The organism is Micromonospora maris AB-18-032, from assembly GCF_000204155.1.
Classification (GTDB): domain Bacteria; phylum Actinomycetota; class Actinomycetes; order Mycobacteriales; family Micromonosporaceae; genus Micromonospora; species Micromonospora gifhornensis.
On record NC_015434.1, the window covers coordinates 716,293 to 731,187 of the forward strand.

Genomic DNA, 14,895 nt, shown 5'->3' on the forward strand with positions numbered 1-14,895 from the left:
CGGCCCCCCGGTGCCGAGCCCGGCACCAGGGGGCCGCTGTCACACCCCGGCGAGGGCTTCGGTGGGTGCCAGGCGGGAGGCGCGGATCGCCGGGTAGAGGCCGGCGAAGCCGCCGATCACCAGTGTGGCGGCGACGCCGCCGAGCGTCGCCCATGCCGGCACCACGGTCGGCCAGCCCTGGGAGAGTGCGTACCCGGAGGTGACCAGGATGCCGAGCAGCACCCCGCCGGTCCCGCCGAGCGCCGACAGCAGCAGCGACTCGGCGAGAAACTGGGTGCGGATCTGCCCCCGGGTGGCGCCGAGCGAGCGGCGCAGGCCGATCTCGGCGCGGCGTTCCAGCACCGAGATGACCATCGTGTTGGCCACCCCGACCCCGCCGACGAGCAGGGCCACCGCGCCCAGGCCGAGCAGCAGCGCGGTGAAGGTCTCGTCGGTGGCCTGGGCGGCGGCCAGGGCGTCCGACGGACGGGAGACGTCGACCTCGTTGGGCGCCTCCGGGTTGGCGGTCGCCCCGAGCACCGCGCGGACCGCCTCGACCTGGTCGGCCTCGGTACGGGTGTAGACGGTGGTGGGGTGACCGTCGAAATCCAGGTGGCTGCCCGCGACCGCCCAGCCGATCAGCGCCGAGCTGTCCAGTTCCGGCGCGAGTGGCACCGGAGCGAGGACACCGACCACGGTGAACCAGCGTCCACCCAGCCACACCTGCACATCCGGGCCGGCGGCCGGGAGCCCGAGCCGTTCGGCGGCGGCCGCGCCGAGCACCACGGCCGGGTACCGGGAGGTGGCCTCGTTGAGCCAAGTGCCGCTCGCCACCTCGGCCCCGACGGTCTCCAGCAGTCCGAGCTGCGCCGCCCGGACGGCGATGCCGCCGGTCTCCGCCGCCGGGATACGGTCGGTCCGGTAGACGTTGCCGGCGACCTGACCGGTGGCCGTCGCCTGGGTCACCGGCCCGATCCGGCCGATCATCGCCACCGCCTCGGGTGGAAGCTGGGCGTCCCCGCCGAAGAGGGTCCGCCCCGGTGACACGGTCAGCAGGTTGGTGCCGAGCGCGGCCAGGGTGCGGTCCAGTTCGGCGCGGGACGACGACGAGATCCCGACCACGGCGATCATCGCGGCGATGCCGATGGCGATGCCCAGTGCCGAGAGGAACGCCCGCAGCGGCCGGGTCCGTAATCCGACCGCGCCGACCCGGACGACGTCGGCCGGTGGCATCCGGGCCGGGGCGAGTCGGGGCGCCCGTTCCGGGGAGAGCACCGCCATCTCAGCTCACCCCGCTCGGCACCGGCCGCGAGTCGGCGCGCAGCCGCCCGTCACGCATCTGCACCTGGCGGGGCAGGCCGGCGGCGATCTCCCGGTCGTGCGTGATCACCACGACCGTGGTCCCGGCCCGGTGCAGCCCGTGCAGCAGGTCGAGCACGGCCGTCCCGGAACTGGTGTCCAGGTTGCCGGTCGGTTCGTCGGCCAGCAGCACCGCCGGCTCGCCGACGACCGCGCGGGCCACCGCGACCCGCTGCCGCTCGCCGCCGGAAAGCTCGTGCGGCCGGTGCCCGAGCCGGTGCCCGAGGCCGACGCGGTGCAACGCGGCCTCCGCCCGCCGTCGCCGCTCCCGCCGGGGTACGCCGGCATAGAGCAGCCCGTCCGCCACGTTGTCGAGCACCGGTACGCCGGGGGCCAGGTGGAACTGCTGGAACACGAAGCCGATCCGGGTGGCCCGCAGCGCCGAGAGCTGCCGGTCGGAGAGCCGAGCAACGTCGTGTCCGTCGATCAGCACCGTGCCCGAGGTCGGCCGGTCCAGCGTGCCGATCACGTTCAGCATGGTCGACTTGCCGGAGCCGGACGGCCCGACGATCGCCACCAGCTCGCCGTGACCGATCCGCAGCGACACGTCGGCGAGGGCGACCACTCCGCCGGCGTACCTCCTGCCGACCTGGTCGAGCACGATCACGTCCCCGGTCATCGCGGCATCCCGACGGTCATGCCCTCGGTGAGGCCGTCGCCGCTGACCTCGACCCGGCCCCTGGCGAACAGCCCGGTGGTTACGGCGACGATCCGGCTCGACCCCCCGTCGAGGATCTCCAGGCCGTAGCCGCCCTCGGCCAGCGCCAGCAGCGCGGCCACCGGGACGGTCAGCACGTCGGGTCGTTCGCTGACGGTGAAGGTCACCTCGGCGGAGGCCCGGTCGAAGCCGGCAAGCGCCTTCTGGTCGGCGACCGCGACGACCACCTCGATCTTCGTCTCGGTGCTTGTGTCGTTCGCCGCTCCGCTCTTGACGACGGTCCTGACCGTGCTGATCTTTCCCGCCACCTGCCGGCCGTCGGGCAGGGTGACCTCGACCGGCTCGCCCCGCTTGGCCAAGCGCTGGTCGTCGACGTCGAGCTCGGCGGTGACCAGCCGATCCGTGCCGGTGTAGGTGAGTACCGACTGCCCCGGTTGGACGGCCGCCCCGATCTCGACCTCGTGGCCCTCGACCCGGACCGGACCGTCGGCGTACGCGACGCGCCCCAGCTCGACGCGGCCCGTCTCGGGCACGCCGAGATCGTCCTGCCAGGCGCGGACCGCGTCGGCGGTGGCCCAGGTGTACTCGTCGTCGACGGTGAAGCCGGTGTAGCCGAGCGCCTTCAGGTTCCGCTCCAACTGCTCGACGTCCGGCCCCTCGACGCCGGGCTGGAGCGTCCGGTACGCCGGCACCTTCCCGTACAGCAGCGTCACCGGGTCGCCGTCGACGGCGTAGAGTGCCTTACCCCGCCGTACCGTGGCGCTGGTGTCCGGCAGGGCGGTGATCGTGCCGGCCAGCCGGCTGGCGGCGGTCCGGTTCGGGCCGTACCCGAGCTCGCCGTCGACGGTCTCCGCGTCGGCGAGGGTCTGCCGGGTGACGGTGGCGCTGGCGGCCGGCGCCGTATCGGCCTCGGCGACGTCGCCGCCCGCGCCGCCACCGACACCGGCCGAGGCGGCCACGCCGGCTGCGGCGACCACCAGCAGCATCACCCCACCGGCGACGGCGCTGATCCGGCCACGGCGGGCGGACCGGCTCACCGGCCGCCGCCGAGCTGGGGAACGTACTGCCGGCACTTCTCCGTCGCCGCCTGGAACGTCTCCAGGTCAGAGAATTGACTTCGATCGATCTGAATGCGGCCGTCCGGGGCCGGGTCCGGGAATTCCGGTACGCCGTTCTCCCGCAAGCACTTGGCCATCGCCCGCATCTGTTCGAGCTGTTCCGCGTTGAGCCGGGGCGCCTCGCCGCCGTTGGGCAGCAGCTTGCGGCACTTCTCCATGGCGGGCTCGACCTTGCTCCGATCCACACTGCCGTCGAACGTCACCGCCCCGCCGCCCTCCACGGGGTCGGGCATCTCCACACCGTTCTCCCGCATACAGCGGGCGAACGCGAGTCGCTTCTCGGCGTCACTGCCGTCGGTCCCGTCGCTCGCGGAGGCAGCGGGTGCCGCGCCGGCACCGCCGGCCGTGGCCACCCCGGTCCCGTCGTCCTGGCCGGCGCATCCGGCCAGGGTGAGCGCCAGCAGCACCGGGAGTAGAAGACTCCTGCGTCGCATCGTCGTTGTCCTTTCCGGCGTCCGGCGACCCTCGCCGGACGGTGCGTCCGACGACAGCCGCCGGACGACCAAGCCAGTCCAACCGACGCCGCGTATCGCGGGCGTAACCGAAGACGTTTACGGCGGCGTTATCCCCGCTCGCGGCACTATTGGCGGGTGCGAGTGCTGGTGGTGGAGGACGAGGACGTGCTGGCGGACGCCATCGCGGAGTGGCTGCGCCGGGAGGCGTTCGCGGTCGACGTCGCGTACGACGGGGACGCCGCGCTGGAGCGGCTGGGCGTGAACACGTACGAGGTGGTGGTGCTCGACCGGGACCTGCCGGTCGTGCACGGCGACGACGTGTGCCGGGCGATCGTCGACTCCGGCGGCGAGACCCGGGTACTGATGCTCACCGCCGCGGCGGCGGTACGCGAGCGGGTGGCCGGCCTCGCCCTCGGCGCCGACGACTACCTGGTGAAGCCGTTCGCGTTGGTGGAACTGGCCGCCCGGGTGCACGCGCTGACCCGGCGGGCCCGCCCGGCCGCGCCGCCGACGCTGCACCGGGCCGGGATCGTGCTCGATCCGGGGCGCCGCGAGGTGTACCGCGACGGCCGGTACGTGCCGCTGACCCGCAAGGAGTTCGCCGTGCTGGCCGAGCTGCTGCGCGCGGACGGCGCGGTGGTCTCCGCCGAGGAACTGCTGGAGCGGGCCTGGGACGAGCACATCGACCCGTTCACCAACGTCGTGCGGGTCACCGTGATGAAGCTGCGGCGGAAGCTCGGCGACCCGCCGGTGGTGGAGACCGTGCCGGGAGTGGGGTACCAGATCCGGTGAAGCGCCTCACCCTCCGCGCCCGGCTCACCCTGGTCTACGGCGGCCTCTTCCTGCTCGCCGGCATCGTCCTGCTCGGCGTCACGTACGTGCTGGTGGAACAGCGGACGTCGCAGTCGCTACAGACCGACTTCTCCGACCTGCGCACCGTGACCACCCCCCGCGCCCTGCCCACCGAGCAGGACTTCGAGCGGGTCCGGTTGTTGGTCCAGAACGTGCAGAGGGAGGCGAAACGGGACGCGTTGGAGTCCCTGCTTACCCAGGGCGGCCTCGCGTTGGTGGTGGTCTCGGCGGCGGCCGTCGCGATCGGCTGGTTGATCGCCGGTCGGGCGCTGCAACCGCTGCACCAGATCACCGGCACCGCCCGCCGGATCGCCGGCGCGGACTCCGCCGGGCGTGGGCTGCACGAGCGGATCGCGCTGACCGGCCCCCGCGACGAGGTACGCGAACTCGCCGACACCTTCGACCAGATGCTGGAGCGGCTGGACCGCTCCTTCGACGGGCAACGGCGGTTCGTGGCGAACGCCTCTCACGAGCTGCGGACCCCGCTGACGCTGAACCGGGCGCTGGTGGAACTGGCGGTGAGCCGGCCGGACGCCCCGGCCGAGGTACGCCGCCTCGGCGAGGCGCTGCTGTCGGTGAACGAGCGCCACGAGCGCCTGATCGACGGCCTGCTCACGCTCGCCGACTCGGAGAACGAGCTGACCGAACGCGCCGGGGTGGATCTGGCCGAGATCGCCGCGTACGTGCTCGACCAGGCCGGGACGGCGTCGCCCGGCATCCCGGTGCGCCGGTCGCTGGATCCGGCCCGGACGGTGGGCGACCCGGTGCTGCTGGAGCGCCTGACGTTCAACCTGGTCGAGAACGCCTTGCGGCACAACGTGCCGGTCGACGGCTGGGTGGAGGTACGGACTGGTGTGGTGGCCGGGCGCCCGACACTGGTGGTGATCAACACCGGCCCGGCGGTGCCCGGCTACGACGTGGAGACGATGTTCCAGCCGTTCCGGCGGCTGAGCCGGGAGCGGGTGGCCGGCGGGCGGGGCTTCGGGCTGGGGCTGTCGATCGTGCGGGCGGTGGCCCGGGCGCACGGCGGCACCGCCGAGGCCGAACCGCGCTCCGGCGGCGGTCTGACCGTCACGGTGACCCTGCCACCGGCCTGACGATCCCGCGAGGAGGCCGCCTCCTCATCGTTGAACTCACTGCTTCACGGAGAGCATCGGCGCATCCTCGTCGCTAGACTCGCGCCGTGGCCGCCGGAACACGTCCGCAGACGCTGACCATCGAGCTCGATCCCGAGCGAGCGCAGGCTCTGAGCGCTCTTTCGGAGCTCTACCACGCGACACCGGAACGAATGGTCACGTCATGGGCCATCTACCACATCGACCGCCTGCGTGCCGGGCAGACACCGGACAGCGTGCCATCCGGATGGCAGCCCGACGCCGACACATGACGGACCGGAGGTGGGCATGAGCGTCCAGCGCCCCAGGGTGGAAGTGGTCACCTACGACGGCCTGCCCGCTGCGTCCGGCGGCGCGCACGGCCTGCGTGTGAGGAAACCCCGCCTGGCCTGGCAGGCCGTGCAGTCGTTCGTGGACGCCTGCGTCGACCCGGTCGGGGACCCGGCGCTGGCGCTGCGCCTCTGGAAGGGCGGTCCGCCCGACGTGTCGGAGCCGCTGCGGCAGTTCGCGGCGGCGACCCTGGGTGGCCCGCGCACGCAGGACCGGACGAGCACCGCGTGGCGGGTGCGCCCCGACGCGGTCGACCACGTGCTCGGCGCGATCGAGGACGCAGGCGTCGCAGCGGTGACCGAGCACGGGCATCCGCTGGCGTCGCTGGTCTGGGATGCCGAGGTCCGCCTCCTCGATGCGCGGACGGGCCAGCCGTACGACGGGGTCTCTCCGCAGATGTGCGGCGGGTTCGCCGTCGACGGCTACGGCCGGTTGCTCGGGGCATCGGGGGTGCGGGCGTCGGTCGGCACGACCGCGTCGTCGCTGTCGCTCTGGCTCAGCCTGCCCGGGGACGAGCGCCTGGCGGAGGCGGCACGACGCATCCAGGCGCACCTTGCGGTCCGTATGTCGGCCAAGCACTGGCGTCGCTGGCGCCTGACCCGGGACGGGTCCTCCTACCGGTCGACGAGGATTCCCTCGCCCCTCACCGGCTGAGCAGCCCCGCGCAGAGTCGTCTCGGCACCGGGCAGATCGCCTCGATCCGCCTGCGTCAGCGCCTTCCGCGGCGCGTCGGCTGCTTCAGCACGGGCTCGGCGGCCTCTGCCGGATGTCTCGCAACACCAGGCAGAGGGCGCTGGCCAGTGATTCACAGGATCGTGCGGAGGCCGGGCAGGCGGCGGATCGCCACGGCGGCGGCGACGCTGATGGCCATGCCGACAGTGGCGACGGCGGCGAAGGTGACCAGGGCGGGTAGGGCGGCGCGGGCGAACGCGAACTGTAGGGCGACGACGATCGGCAGGTGGACGATGTAGATCGTGTAGGAGCTGGCGGCCATGGCACGGGTGAGCCGGTTGTGGCCGGCGAAGACGTCCCGGAACAGGGTGAGCAGGCCGATGCTGAGGCCGACACACAGGAAGGTCTCGGTCAGGGTCCAGCAGGCCGAGGCCCAGGAGGCGCCGCCGGGGGCGAAGAACGGGGTGTCGGTGCCGGTCCAGAACAGTACGGCGGCGAGTGCCGCGCCGATGGCCAGCCAGGTGTACCCGATGGAGCGGGGCAGCCGGGTGAGCCAGTCGCGTCGGTAGGCGATGACGCCGGCGGTGAAGAACGCCAAGTACTGGGCGAGGCGGGCTGGTTCGGCCTGGATGAACTCGAAGAGCGGCACCCACTGGTCGAGCGGGTACCGGATTCGGACGAGGAACACGACCGCGGCCAGGGTGAGGGTGAAGATGACCAGGCTGCGGTTGTCGGGTATCCGGGTCAACCGGGTCGACGGGGTGATCGGGCGGACGCGGCGCAGTAGCCCGCCGAGCCAGCGGAACAGCACGTAGAGGGCGCTGAAGGCGAGCAGGTTCTGGATGAACCACAGGTGCCCAAACTGCAGGTCGGGCCAGATCGGCCCGGTCCAGTCGGCCGGCTGCGGGCCGAGGCCGAGGAACACGTCCAGGTAGTAGCGCGGAAACGAGATCGGCGGGTAGCCGCGGTACTCGCGGTAGTAGACGTACATCAGCGCCGGAATGATCGTGGCCGAGCCGACCAGGAACGGGATGCCGAGGCGCTTGAGCCGGCCGCGCAGGAATCTCCAGTTGCCCTTGCGGTCGGTGGCGCGGGGCACGAAGAACGCGGCGACGAAGAACAGCAGGCTCATCCGGAACGCCCCGCCCACTGCGGAGAGGGTGGCCAGGCCGGGGGCCTCCTGACCGCCTTTGAAGTACCACCAGTCGGCCGGCCCGTAGGCCTGAGCGGCGTGGTGGATCACCACCATGAGGATCATCGCGACCCGCAGGTTGTCCAGGTGATGCAGGTGTTGGGTGCGGGGTGCGGGAGGCTTGTCAACGACACTGGTCATGTGTTCAACGTACTGAACAGATGTTTAGCGTCGGATCGGGTGGAACCCCGAAAATCACCCCTGGGGGATGTCCCCCGAGGGCGGTGCCGGTGCGGTGGCATACGGTGCTGGCATGCGAGCGTCGCCGTCGGACCTGACCGGGCGGGCGCGGCTGCGCGAGGCGGCCCTGCGCCTGTTCGCGCAGCGTGGCTTCGCCGCCACCTCGGCCCGCGCGGTTGCTGCCGAGGCTGGCCTGTCACCGGCCCTGGTGATGCACCATTTCGGCTCCAAGGAAGGGCTGCGCGCCGCCGTCGACGAGGAGGTCTTGGCCCGGATCGGCGCTGCCCTCCGGGAGCGGGATCCGAGCGGCGGGGATCTGATGGGGGCACTGGGTGAGGTGTCCGCGCGGATGTTCGGCGCTGACCCGGTGCTCCGCGGCTATCTGCGCCGGGTGCTACAGGAGGACAGCCCGGCCAGCGCGGCGCTGTTCGGCCGCCTTCTGGAGGGTGCGCGTACCGAGCTGGAGCGGCTGATCGCGGCCGAGGGCGGCCGCACGGACGCGGACCTCGAGTGGGCACCGTTCCAGATGCTGTGCCTGATCGTAGGCCCGCTGCTGCTGGAACCGGTCATGCAACCCAACCTGGACCGGCCCATGTTCGACGCGCAGGTGCTGGCCCACCGCAGCGCCGCCAACCAACGCCTACTGCGACTGGGCCTGTTCGGCGTCGACCCGTCGACCGACGCACCGGACACCGCAACGCCTGCCCGGCGGCGGTGACCTCGGGCTGGGGGTCAGCCGTACGCCGTCAACCGGCCGCGTTGTCGTCACCGGGTACCGATGAAGGCTTCTCGATGACGCTGCGCCCAACTCAGGAAGGTTGCCGGAGCACGTCCGAGCACCTTCTCCACGTCGTCGGTGACGACAGCGTTGTGCCCGGCGCGGGCCCAGGCGGAGCCGATGATGGTGGCTTCGACGGCGGCCGAGGGCATCCCCGAGGCGAGCAGTTGCTGACGCGCGACGGCCGGGGGAAGGTCCGTGGTGTCGACCGGGCGGCCGATGACCTGTGCGAGTCGGGTCGCCTGGTCGGGCACGTGGAGTGGTTCCGGCCCGGTGAGGGTGTACGTCATGCCGGCGTGCGCGGGGTCGGTGAGCGCGGCGACCGCGACCGCCGCGATGTCGCGGGGGTCGATGATCCCCTGCTTGCCCTCGCCGGTCAGGTTGGGTACGGGTTGACCGGCGCGGATGAGGCTCGCCCAGTGGAGGAAGTTGGAGGCGAAGCTCGACGGCCGCAAGACCGTCCACGCCATGCCGCTGGCGCGGACGGCGTCCTCAGCCGCCTGGTGCCAGGCGCCGACGGTCACGGTGCCGAATCGTTCGCCGGTGCCGATCGCGGAGAGCTTCACCACCGAGGTGACGTGCGCCGACCGGGCTGCCGCCAGCAGCGCCAGATCATGATCCGGCGTCGGTGCCGCCGGAGCGGTGAGCAGGAACACGGAGTGCACGCCGGTCAGCGCGCGGCGCAGGGAGTCGGGGTCGTCGAAGTCAGCTCGTACCACGTCCGTGTCGGGTGGCAGCGGGTGTCCCGGTCGGCCTCGCGTCATCGCTCGAGCGCGATGCCCACCCTGTTGGAGGAGCTGCACGACGTGTCGGCCGACAGTGCCGGTGGCGCCGGTAACAAGGATCATGGCTGTCACGGTTCCAGGGGCACCGTGGCCGGATCTAGGAACTTTCGGCACAGCTCGATCGGGCTGCTGGGTTCGGCTCCGGGCCGCGACGTACGGTCTGACCATGGAGCGCGATGAGTTGGTCAGCCCGGAGGTGGCGCGGGCGCTTCGGCCCTGGTTCTCGGGAATCACGCTCGGGGCGCGGCCGGTGCTGCCCGACGCTCCGGCCGTACTGGAACAGCCCGATCACGGCACCACGCTGGCCTGGCGGACGGGGTCCGCCGATCCGTACGACGTCGTGGTCATGGGGCCGCGGACGCGGGCCAGGTACTACGTCGGCCGGCCCGGCCGAGACTGCCTCCAGCTGCGTTTCCGGCCCGGACGGGCCGCCGAGTTCCTCGGTCTTCCCCTGCGGGATCTTGCCGACCGTGCTGTCGCCGTCGCGGAGTTGGACAGCGAGCCGTTGCGAACCTTCGCCCGGCTGATCACCGACGGCGACTCGTCGCCGGGCCCGGAGTCTCCCCGGGCGCGACTGCGATCACTGGCCCGAGCAGTGCCGGCCGCCCTGCCGGCGCGTCCCGACCGCGAGGGTCTGCGCAGGCGCATCGTCGCGGAGGCGATGGCCATGCTGGCCGCCGGAGACGGCTCGCCACCCACGCCCGTCGGCCTCGTCGCCCGACACCTGAACGTCAGCGAACGGCACCTCCGAACTGTCTTCGTCGACGGTGTGGGCCTGACACCGAGCCGATTCGTACGCATCGATCGTGTTCGTACGGTGCTCGCCCGTATCGATCAGACGCTGCCTGAGCTGGCCACCGAGGCGGGCTACTACGACCAGTCACACATGGGCGCCGACTTCCGGCGGGTCATGGGCACAACCCCGCACGCCTTCGCGACTCGACGCTGGCCTGCCGTCGAAGCATGCGCGGCGGCGGAAGCGGATTCGGACCACCACGGACTTGTTCCACAGCCTCATTCGATGACCTGACCGGAACATCCCCGGGGGCCCGCGATACAGCCGGCAGCCTGCAAGGGCAGGTCTCCGCTGGGCTGGACCTGCGGGCGGCCGGCAGTGGCCGTTCCCCGTGCGTCCGGATCGTTCAGGCCAGTAGCACGGTGACCGCCCCCACCAGCCCCGCGAGGGCGGTCACCGCCGCTACCAGGGCGAGCAGCAGAGGCGCCGGCGCGGTTGGTGGCGCGGCCCCGGGCGGGGATCGGTGGGCGGCCCGGGCCGCGGAGGCCCGGCGAGGCAGCGGTCCGAGCATCACCAGCATCGCCACCGCGGCGAACGGAGCCGCGACCGCCAGCGCGGCGTGCCCCAGGTCGAACGCCAGGATCCGACCGACCACGAGCGCGGCAGATGTCGATGAGGCCACCTGGCAGAAGGCGCAGGAGGCGTGCTCCTCGCTGATGCCGGCCGGGCGACCCGGCGGGCGAGGTGGGCCCGGCGGGTCGAATGCACCGGACGCGCCGGACGCCGGGCAGGGCGACGGGCGGGACAGTGCCTACCGCACCTGCCTCAACGGGCGTGGCGTCAGTCCGGACAGTCTCGACCCGTCGGACGCCAAGGCGAAGGAGGCGCTGGCCGCCTGCGCGCCGGTCAGCCCACCAGCGCCAAACTGACCTCCGTCACCGCGCCGGCCCATCATGACGTTGCTGGCGGCCGGCAGGCGCCCCGACCCGACGACTTCGCCCAGGTTGAACGCCGCGGGCCCGCGTGTCGAACATGGAAGCCGCCGCACATCGAAAGGGTGCCTTCTCGCAAATCGCCCTCCTCACCCTCGCGCAGCGCGCCGACCGTGGTTTCGACCGACGCGTCTTCGCCGACGCCCTCGGACAAGCCGCCCAGCTCGATCCCGACGACTTCGCCCAGTACGGCGTCAGCGGCCGAGCGCTGGACCAACTCTGCAGCCGATTCGCGGAATGGCGCCGCGAACTGCTCGACGACGAGGAAGGATGACTCGGCCCCGACTCGCGGCAGCGTCAAGCCTGCACCCGCAGGACCCACAACGTTCCAGCTGATCTTCGCCAAGCGATCGCAGCGAGCCCGCGAAGCGACCGGCACGCATCGGGAAACGCTGAAAGCTGCAGGTAGTCAGCCTGCGTAATCGGGCATAGACCAGTCTTAGGAAACCGATGCTCTATCCCCTGAGCTACGAGGGCGCGAGGGCCCAGTCTAACGGCCTGCGGGTTGACCCGGGGTGGCAGGGAGTGGCCTGCGTTGACCTGGGTTGTCCCGGCTGGTCGGGGCGGCGGATGACCACACGTCGATCACACCAACCACGTCTGCGGTCGTGATCGTTGGCCTGCTTTGACCTGGTGTGGCACCGGTTGACCCGCGGTGACACCTGCTGGAGAGCACACGCCGCACACACATCGTTCATGATCCTGGTTGGCTTGCCGGGTCCGGATCTCGCCAGCGAGCCGGACCCCGTGAAGTGCTCGCCGTACAGGCGAGGCCGGCGACCAAGGTGCGCGCCATTGCGGCCATCCACTGACCGCGCCGCCTGAGCTTCGCCGCCGCCGACCTGCCGGTGCGGTGCAGGACCGGGCGGACGCTCCCTCGCGGGAAACCTGACCACGCGGGGCTGGCAGTTGGACCCCGGCGGCCGCTGTACGTGTTCCTCCGCGCGAGGCGCGTGATCGTGATCGTGGGACGGGCCGGTGAAGCTGGTGGCTCCTCTCAGGCCTGGCTGTTGTACGCCTTGCCGGCCGGCACTCGGCCTGGACAGCCCCGAGGCCGACCAGCGAGAGCGAGTGCCGACTGATGATCTTGAAGGTTCGGCATCGGATAGTATCGATGGACTGGACGGCTTGCCCTGTGCGAGGGGAAAGCAGACGCATGAGCGGATCAGGCCGGGAGGCGCAGGAGGCGTTGGCCCGGTTCGTCGGTGAACTCAAACGCCTCCGGCAACTCGCCGGAGCCCCGTCGTTGAACACGCTGGTGGCCATCTCGGCATCGCTGGGACAGCCGCTGGCCCGCTCGACGTTGAGTGACAAGCTCACCGCCAAGTCATTGCCTGACTGGTCCTTCGTCGCCTCCTTCGTCAACGCCTGCCTGGGCCACGCCGATCAACTCGGCATTCGGCTGCCGGCCGAGCTCGCGGATCTGGGCCGGTGGGATGCGGAGCACCTGCGGCTACTCAGAATCGTCGATGCCGCCCGTGTGGAGGATCGACTGCGGGCCGCCGCCCATATGCAGCTCGGCCAGCGCGCCAGCGGCACCTTACCGGCGACCCGGACCGGACCAGCGGGTCTTCTTGATCAGGTGACACCTCGGCAACTGCCGGCGGCCGTCCCCTCGTTCGTGGGTCGGCGGGCGGCGCTTGCCAGACTGGCCGCCCTGCTGCCGACCGGCGGACGTGCGGCTACCGTGCCGATCGTGCTGATCAGCGGTATGGCTGGGGTCGGTAAGACGACCCTGGCGGTCCGCTACGCCCATCAGGTCGCCGACCGCTTCCCCGACGGGCAACTCTACGTAAACCTTCGCGGGTTCGACGCGACCGGGCCGGCGGCGAACCCGGCGGAGGTGCTTCGCGAGTTCCTCGAGGCCCTCGGGGTGCCGGCACAACGCGTACCGGTGGGCCTGGACGCCCGATCCGGACTGTTCCGCAGCGTGCTGGCGGGGCGACGGGTGCTGGTACTGCTCGACAGCGCCGGCGATGCCGACCAGGTCCGCCCGCTGCTGCCCAGCTCGCCGGGGTGCCTGGCGTTGATCACCAGCCGGGGTCACCTGCCCGGGCTGGTCACCATCGAAGAGGCACACCCGCTCATCCTCGACCCACTGTCTCGGATGGAGGCGTACGAGCTGCTGGCCCAGCGGCTCGGCATGGCTCGTGTGGAGAACGAGCCGGAGGCAGCGAACCGGATCATCGCCGCTGCGGCGGGACTTCCACTCGCGCTGGCCATCGTGGCGAGTCGGGCCGCCATCCAGGCTGACTTCAGTCTCGGCCGGCTCGCCGACGAGCTGACCGAGCCGGGGGTTCTCGACAGCTTCAGCCACGTCGACCCGCGCGCTGACATCCGGACGGTCTTCTCGTGGTCGTACCGGAATCTGGACCCAACCTCGGCGCGGACCTTCCGGTTGCTCGGACTCCACCCGGGGCCGGACGTCTGCGTGCCGGCGCTGGCGAGTCTCGCCAGCGTGTCCGAGGCACAGGCGGGCCGAACCCTGGCCGTGTTGGTCCGTGCGAACCTGGCGGCGGAGCAGCTTCCGGGGAGGTTCGTCCTGCACGATCTGCTGCGCGCCTACGCGGCCGAGCTGGTCAGCGGGCATGAGCCCGAAACGGTACGCCGGGAGGCGCTCGGCCGGCTTCTCGACTATTACCTGCACACCGCGTACGCCGCGGATCTGCTCCTCTACGACCAACGGGACCCGATCAGCCTGACCCCGGTCCGTAAGGGCACAGCGGCCACCCCGCTCACCGATCGGGCGCAGGCATGGCGTTGGCTCGCCCGGGAGCATCAGGTGCTGCTGGCCGCCGTGGGCATCGCCGTGGATGCCCGGTTCGACACGCACGCGTGGCAGTTGGCCTGGACCGTCAACACGTACCTCGATCGGCTCGGGGCGTGGCAGGACCAACTGGTGGTCCAGGAGCGCGCGCTGGTCGCCGCGTCGCGGGCCGGTGACCGGGACGGCCAGGCGCGCGCCCATCGCAACCGGGCGGTGGCCTGCCTGCGGCTGGAAGACTACGACCAGGCCCATGCCCACCTGGACCGGTCCCTCGCGCTCTACACCACCCTCGGCGATGCGATCGGCAGCGCGCGGGCGCACCTCAATCTCGGCATCCTGGCCGAGCGCCAGGGTCGGTACCAGCAGGCGCTCTACTCTGCTGAGCAGGCGCGCGACCTGTTCACGGCTGCGGGAAACACGAGCGGGGCGGCGAACGCGCTGAACAACATCGGTTGGTACCACAGCCAACTGGGGAACTTCCAGCAGGCACTCGACCGCTGTACGCAGGCGCTGCTCCTGCAACAGCAGGTCGGCAACCGGTACTGGCAGGCACACACCTGGGACAGCCTCGGCTATGTGCACTTCCGGCTGGACCACCAGGCGGAGGCGATCCGCTGCTACGAGAATGCGCTGGTCCTGTGGCGGGAGGCGGCCGAGCGCTACTACGAGGCGACGACGCTCACCCATCTCGGCGACAGCCGGCACGCCGCCGGTGCGCCTGACCTCGCCCGCGACGTCTGGCAGCGCGCACTGGAGATCCTGGAGGAACTCGGCCATCTGGACGCCGAAGAGGTACGCACCAGACTGGGCTCCGAGCCCACCCAGTCCGCGCCGACCCGATTGGTGTGACCGAATCTCCCTCCCGGGGGCCGGACCGTAGCCGTTCGCTCCCGGGCCTGACGTGTCGCTCCCGGGGCAGGCGGTCGA

Annotated in this window: 15 protein-coding genes and 1 pseudogene; 9 read left to right on the forward strand and 7 right to left on the reverse strand. The window is 71.7% G+C overall.

What is annotated here, in order from left to right; genetic code table 11:
- Nucleotides 1-39: 39 nt before the first annotated feature.
- From VAB18032_RS03355 to VAB18032_RS03370, 4 genes are read right to left on the reverse strand one after another with little or no spacing between them, the layout of a single operon-like run.
- Complete coding sequence (locus VAB18032_RS03355; protein ID WP_013731371.1) at nucleotides 40-1,260, reverse strand: ABC transporter permease; 1,221 nt, start codon at nucleotides 1,258-1,260, stop codon at nucleotides 40-42.
- Nucleotide 1,261: 1 nt separating this feature from the next.
- On the reverse strand, nucleotides 1,262-1,957 hold the full coding sequence (locus VAB18032_RS03360; RefSeq protein WP_013731372.1) for an ABC transporter ATP-binding protein: 696 nt from the start codon (nucleotides 1,955-1,957) through the stop codon (nucleotides 1,262-1,264).
- Complete coding sequence (locus VAB18032_RS03365; protein ID WP_013731373.1) at nucleotides 1,954-3,033, reverse strand: efflux RND transporter periplasmic adaptor subunit; 1,080 nt, start codon at nucleotides 3,031-3,033, stop codon at nucleotides 1,954-1,956. The genes VAB18032_RS03360 and VAB18032_RS03365 overlap by 4 nt, the downstream gene beginning before the upstream one ends.
- The gene (locus tag VAB18032_RS03370; protein WP_043719581.1) at nucleotides 3,030-3,548 is read right to left on the reverse strand and encodes a hypothetical protein; all 519 of its coding nucleotides are present in this window, start codon (nucleotides 3,546-3,548) and stop codon (nucleotides 3,030-3,032) included. Before VAB18032_RS03370 ends, VAB18032_RS03365 begins: the two co-directional genes overlap by 4 nt.
- A gap of 156 nt (nucleotides 3,549-3,704) precedes the next feature.
- Here VAB18032_RS03370 and VAB18032_RS03375 point away from each other — a divergent pair, with 156 nt between their 5' ends.
- From VAB18032_RS03375 to VAB18032_RS03390, 4 genes are all read left to right on the forward strand, one after another.
- The gene (locus VAB18032_RS03375; RefSeq protein WP_193386288.1) at nucleotides 3,705-4,361 is read left to right on the forward strand and encodes a response regulator transcription factor; all 657 of its coding nucleotides are present in this window, start codon (nucleotides 3,705-3,707) and stop codon (nucleotides 4,359-4,361) included.
- Nucleotides 4,358-5,518, forward strand: a complete 1,161-nt coding sequence (locus tag VAB18032_RS03380; protein WP_013731376.1) for a sensor histidine kinase — start codon at nucleotides 4,358-4,360, stop codon at nucleotides 5,516-5,518. Before VAB18032_RS03375 ends, VAB18032_RS03380 begins: the two co-directional genes overlap by 4 nt.
- Before the next feature lie 86 nt (nucleotides 5,519-5,604).
- Nucleotides 5,605-5,808: a hypothetical protein gene (locus VAB18032_RS03385; protein ID WP_043719584.1), complete on the forward strand. Its 204-nt coding sequence runs from the start codon at nucleotides 5,605-5,607 to the stop codon at nucleotides 5,806-5,808.
- A gap of 16 nt (nucleotides 5,809-5,824) precedes the next feature.
- The gene (locus VAB18032_RS03390) at nucleotides 5,825-6,520 is read left to right on the forward strand and encodes a hypothetical protein (RefSeq protein ID WP_013731377.1); all 696 of its coding nucleotides are present in this window, start codon (nucleotides 5,825-5,827) and stop codon (nucleotides 6,518-6,520) included.
- Nucleotides 6,521-6,671: 151 nt separating this feature from the next.
- Here VAB18032_RS03390 and VAB18032_RS03395 read toward each other — a convergent pair whose 3' ends face one another.
- The gene (locus tag VAB18032_RS03395) at nucleotides 6,672-7,871 is read right to left on the reverse strand and encodes an acyltransferase family protein (protein WP_013731378.1); all 1,200 of its coding nucleotides are present in this window, start codon (nucleotides 7,869-7,871) and stop codon (nucleotides 6,672-6,674) included.
- Nucleotides 7,872-7,983: 112 nt separating this feature from the next.
- Here VAB18032_RS03395 and VAB18032_RS03400 point away from each other — a divergent pair, with 112 nt between their 5' ends.
- Nucleotides 7,984-8,628, forward strand: coding sequence for a TetR/AcrR family transcriptional regulator (locus tag VAB18032_RS03400; RefSeq protein WP_013731379.1), 645 nt, complete (start codon nucleotides 7,984-7,986; stop codon nucleotides 8,626-8,628).
- A 47-nt stretch (nucleotides 8,629-8,675) separates the two neighbouring features.
- Here VAB18032_RS03400 and VAB18032_RS03405 read toward each other — a convergent pair whose 3' ends face one another.
- Nucleotides 8,676-9,641 carry an NAD(P)H-binding protein gene (locus tag VAB18032_RS03405; protein ID WP_332416210.1) on the reverse strand — a complete coding sequence of 322 codons (966 nt, stop codon included), beginning with the start codon at nucleotides 9,639-9,641 and terminating at the stop codon, nucleotides 8,676-8,678.
- Between VAB18032_RS03405 and VAB18032_RS03410 the strand changes: the two genes are divergently transcribed.
- Complete coding sequence (locus VAB18032_RS03410) at nucleotides 9,640-10,503, forward strand: AraC family transcriptional regulator (protein ID WP_013731381.1); 864 nt, start codon at nucleotides 9,640-9,642, stop codon at nucleotides 10,501-10,503. The two genes, VAB18032_RS03405 and VAB18032_RS03410, sit on opposite strands and share 2 nt — an antisense overlap.
- Nucleotides 10,504-10,615: 112 nt before the next feature.
- Here the strand turns inward: VAB18032_RS03410 and VAB18032_RS03415 are convergent, their stop codons facing one another.
- Nucleotides 10,616-10,891 (reverse strand): hypothetical protein, encoded by a 276-nt coding sequence (locus VAB18032_RS03415; protein ID WP_148272194.1) that lies wholly within the window; start codon nucleotides 10,889-10,891, stop codon nucleotides 10,616-10,618.
- A 34-nt stretch (nucleotides 10,892-10,925) separates the two neighbouring features.
- On the opposite strand from VAB18032_RS03415, the gene VAB18032_RS31480 reads away from it, so the two are divergent.
- The 3 genes and pseudogenes from VAB18032_RS31480 to VAB18032_RS03425 all read left to right on the forward strand — a co-directional run bounded on the left by VAB18032_RS31480 (nucleotide 10,926) and on the right by VAB18032_RS03425 (nucleotide 14,817).
- Entirely contained in the window at nucleotides 10,926-11,138 is a 213-nt protein-coding gene (locus VAB18032_RS31480) for a hypothetical protein (RefSeq protein ID WP_148272195.1), read from the forward strand.
- 148 nt (nucleotides 11,139-11,286) lie between these two features.
- A pseudogene (locus VAB18032_RS03420) lies at nucleotides 11,287-11,475 on the forward strand (nucleotidyl transferase AbiEii/AbiGii toxin family protein); the annotation flags it as partial.
- 882 nt (nucleotides 11,476-12,357) lie between these two features.
- The gene (locus VAB18032_RS03425; protein WP_013731384.1) at nucleotides 12,358-14,817 is read left to right on the forward strand and encodes a tetratricopeptide repeat protein; all 2,460 of its coding nucleotides are present in this window, start codon (nucleotides 12,358-12,360) and stop codon (nucleotides 14,815-14,817) included.
- Nucleotides 14,818-14,895: the final 78 nt, after the last annotated feature.